This window comes from Dolichospermum sp. FACHB-1250, from assembly GCF_014696335.1.
In the GTDB taxonomy this organism is placed as follows: domain Bacteria; phylum Cyanobacteriota; class Cyanobacteriia; order Cyanobacteriales; family Nostocaceae; genus Dolichospermum; species Dolichospermum planctonicum.
In genome coordinates, this window is the sequence record NZ_JACJPZ010000103.1 from 1 (window position 1) to 3,821 (window position 3,821).

At 38.6% G+C, this 3,821-nt stretch carries 3 protein-coding genes; 2 read left to right on the plus strand and 1 reads right to left on the minus strand.

The window, feature by feature from the left end; all coding sequences use genetic code 11:
* On the plus strand, nucleotides 1-1,458 hold a 1,458-nt coding region (locus H6F39_RS20050; RefSeq protein ID WP_190397297.1), incomplete at its 5' end, for a TaqI-like C-terminal specificity domain-containing protein.
* 82 nt (nucleotides 1,459-1,540) lie between these two features.
* Here H6F39_RS20050 and hemL read toward each other — a convergent pair.
* Nucleotides 1,541-2,839, minus strand: coding sequence for a glutamate-1-semialdehyde 2,1-aminomutase (gene hemL / locus H6F39_RS20055; protein WP_190372828.1), 1,299 nt, complete (start codon nucleotides 2,837-2,839; stop codon nucleotides 1,541-1,543).
* Between the two features lie 137 nt (nucleotides 2,840-2,976).
* Here hemL and hisIE point away from each other — a divergent pair, with 137 nt between their 5' ends.
* Complete coding sequence (gene hisIE, locus H6F39_RS20060) at nucleotides 2,977-3,627, plus strand: bifunctional phosphoribosyl-AMP cyclohydrolase/phosphoribosyl-ATP diphosphatase HisIE (RefSeq protein WP_137909458.1); 651 nt, start codon at nucleotides 2,977-2,979, stop codon at nucleotides 3,625-3,627.
* Nucleotides 3,628-3,821: the final 194 nt, after the last annotated feature.

Below are 3,821 nucleotides of genomic sequence, written 5' to 3' on the forward strand. Positions count from 1 at the left end.
AAAGCTGAGAGAACGAAGCGGGAGAAAAAAATCGCTAAGTTGAATAATGAAATTGATAAGTTACGGGTGGAAATTGAGGAAATAGAAAATGGTAGAATGTATGAAAATGCTTTAGAATGGCGCTTTGAGTTTCCTGAAGTGTTAAATAATGATGGTGTTTTTGTTGGTTTTGATGTGGTTATGGGAAATCCTCCTTATATTAGACAGGAAGAAATTAAACAATTAAAACCAATTTTGCAGCAGCGTTATCAATGTTATACAGGAATTGCTGATATATTTGTTTATTTCTATGAAATAGGGTTGCATTTATTAAAATCGAAAGGTCATTTAACTTACATCTCTTCTAATAAATATTTTCGAGCAGGTTATGGTGAAAAATTACGTCAGCTTTTAACAAATTCAACAACCATTTACAATCTAATTGATTTTGGTGATTTCCCAGTTTTTGAAGAAGCCATTGCTTATCCTAGCATTATTACTTTAAGTAAGGTTAAACCAGAGCATAACCAAGTACAGATATTATCATGGAATACAACGAAAAAAGAAAAGATTGCTGAATTTGTAACGGTATTAAAAAAGGAGGGTTTAATTATTTTACAGAAGAATTTACAATCAGACGGTTGGCGGCTAGAATCCTCGCAAATCCTAGATTTATTAACAAAATTGCGAAATTTTGGTACACCATTAGAAGAGTATGTTAATGGTCAATTTTATTACGGAATTAAAACAGGTTTTAATGAAGCTTTCGTTATAGATAGAGAAACACGAGATAGACTAATTGCTGAACATCCTTCTTCTGCTGAAGTTATCAAGCCTTTGCTGCGTGGTCGTGATGTTAAAAGATGGGATTTACAATTTGCAGAGCAATATCTTATCAAAATAGAATCTTCTGAAAATAAAAAACATTCTTGGTCTGATAAAATAGAGAAAGAAGCAGAGAAAATTTTTGATAAAACATATCCTGCAATTTATAGATATTTTTCTCAATTTAGAAATACATTAATTAAACGTTCAGATCAAGGAAAATTCTTTTGGGAGCTTCGCTCTTGCATTTACTGGTCAGAATTTGAGCAACCTAAAATTATTTATCCAAATATCTGTAAACGTAATGAATTTGCGTGGGATGAATCAGGATATTATACCAATCAAAAGGCATTTATTATTCCTTGCAATGATAAAGTTTTACTAGCAGTTCTTAACTCTAGTGTTGTCATGTTTTTATTTCAGCAGCTACTTTCAAAACTACAGGGTGATTTTTATGAACCAAGCTCGATTTTTATGAAAGATTTTCCTATTCCCACCGCAACGGAATCACAGCGTCAAGAAATAGAAAACCTTGTACAAAAATGTCTTGATGCTAACGGTAAAAATGTTAAAAACATTGAAACAGAAATAGATCAACTAGTTTATCAACTTTATGAATTAACACCAGAGGAAATTAAAATCATAGAAGGGTAAACACCACAAATTCCAGATCCCCGACTTCTTTTTTATTTGATACAAGAAGTCGGGGATAGTTGATATTACTTAAATAAAGATGTTACAGACTAGACAGGACATCTTTCGCGGCCGCTAAAGTCTGTTCGATATCTTCTTTAGTGTGTGCTAAAGAAGTGAAACCAGCTTCAAATTGAGACGGTGCTAGGTAAATACCATGTTCTAACATTCCGCGATGAAAACGACCAAACTTCGCTGTATCAGCCTTTTTAGCGTCTTCATAATTATGTACTGGTCCAGAGGTGAAAAACAACCCAAACATCGCGCTAATATTACCACCACAAGCAGCGTGACCCGTATCAGCGCAGATTTTTAACAATCCATCAGCTAACTGTTTAGTAATTTGTTCTAAGTATTGATAAGTACCAGGTTTGCTGAGTAATTCTAGGGTTTTAATCCCCGCTGTCATAGCTAAAGGATTACCGGAAAGAGTTCCTGCTTGATACACTGGACCTGCGGGAGCAATCATAGACATGATTTCGCGGCGACCACCATACGCGCCCACTGGTAAACCGCCACCAATAACTTTACCTAAAGTTGTTAAGTCGGGAGTAATACCAAATTTTGCTTGAGCGCCACCGTAAGCAATCCGAAAGCCTGTCATGACTTCATCAAATACTAATAATGCACCATATTCATGAGTAAGTTCCCTGAGTCCTTCTAAGAACCCAGCATCAGGGGTAATAAAACCGGCGTTACCAACTACTGGTTCAAGAATGATACCGGCGATTTCCCCAGGGTTTTGTTCAAATAGGGCTTTTACCGCGTCTAAATCATTGAAAGGGGCGGTTAAAGTGCTGGCTGTGGTAGCTTTAGGTACTCCGGGTGAGTCGGGTAAACCCAGAGTAGCGACTCCAGAACCGGCTTTGACCAAGAACATATCAGCGTGTCCGTGATAGCAGCCTTCAAACTTGATTACTTTTTCTCTGTTAGTGAAGGCTCGCATGAGCCGTAATACAGCCATACAAGCTTCTGTACCAGAGTTGACAAATCTGACCATTTCCACGCTAGGAACAGCATCAATGACCATTTCCGCTAAAATGTTTTCTAGGACGCAGGGAGCGCCAAAACTAGTCCCTTTGTCTAGGGCTGTGTGTAGTGCGGAAATGACTTCTGGGTGAGCATGACCACAAATGGCTGGTCCCCAAGTACCAACATAGTCAATGTATTTGTTACCGTCTACATCCCAAATATATGCGCCATGAACACGATCAAATACTATTGGTTGTCCACCTACGGATTTAAACGCACGCACGGGAGAACTAACCCCTCCGGGCATAAGTTTTTGAGCAGCAGCAAAGATTTCTTGTGATTTTGTGGTTTTAATTGAGGTATTTACCAAGGTTTCCTCCCTAAACTGGGGAAATAAATAATTTATGCTCTATCTTAGGATAGGTCGAAAAGTTACTCAGAATTTCTATGATCTAGAATTAACCGAAAATGCTATGTTAGGTCAAAGATTATTCTAAATTAACTGGTATGTCCTCTCCCCAACTGTTATTACTCTCATCTGCTATCCCTGTGGACAAAATTCGCTATGATGACAAGGGTTTAGTTCCGGCTATTATCCAAGATTATCTAGATGGTACGGTGCTAATGATGGCTTGGATGAATCAAGAATCTTTACAAAAGACTTTAGAAACTGGGGAAACTTGGTTTTGGAGTCGTTCCCGTCAGGAATTTTGGCACAAAGGGGCAACTTCTGGCCATATTCAAAAGGTGCAAAGTATTCGTTATGATTGCGATAGTGATGCTCTTTTGGTGGTTGTGGAGCAATTGGGTGATGTTGCTTGTCATACGGGGGAACGTAGTTGTTTTCACCAGGTTGGTGGGACGGTGACACCACCACCAGGGGATAGTTTATCACAATTGTTTGCTGTTATCTGCGATCGCCGGGATGAACCTAATGAAACTTCTTATACCTGTAAATTATTGGCAGGTGGTGATAATAAGATTTTGAAAAAGATTGGTGAGGAAAGCGCGGAGGTGGTTATGGCTTGTAAAGATGATGATAGTGATGCGATCGCTGGTGAAGTCGCGGATTTATTCTATCATAGTCTAGTAGCTTTGGCATATCATCAAGTTGATTTAAGGGATGTGTATCGGAAATTACATGAGCGGCGAAAGTAATTGCATAGGGAAGAGGCAAGAGGTAAGAGATACACAACTAACGTAGTTAAACCTTGGTCAAACAGTGTCAATTGCTGATAGTTCGCTCTCTGATTGACCTGACTTCAGGTTCTAGAGTCTGGGGCTTATCCTGGCCCGTTATCGCTGCGGTTTCCATCAAAGAATCCCGAAACTTCTGACTTCTTTCTAACAAG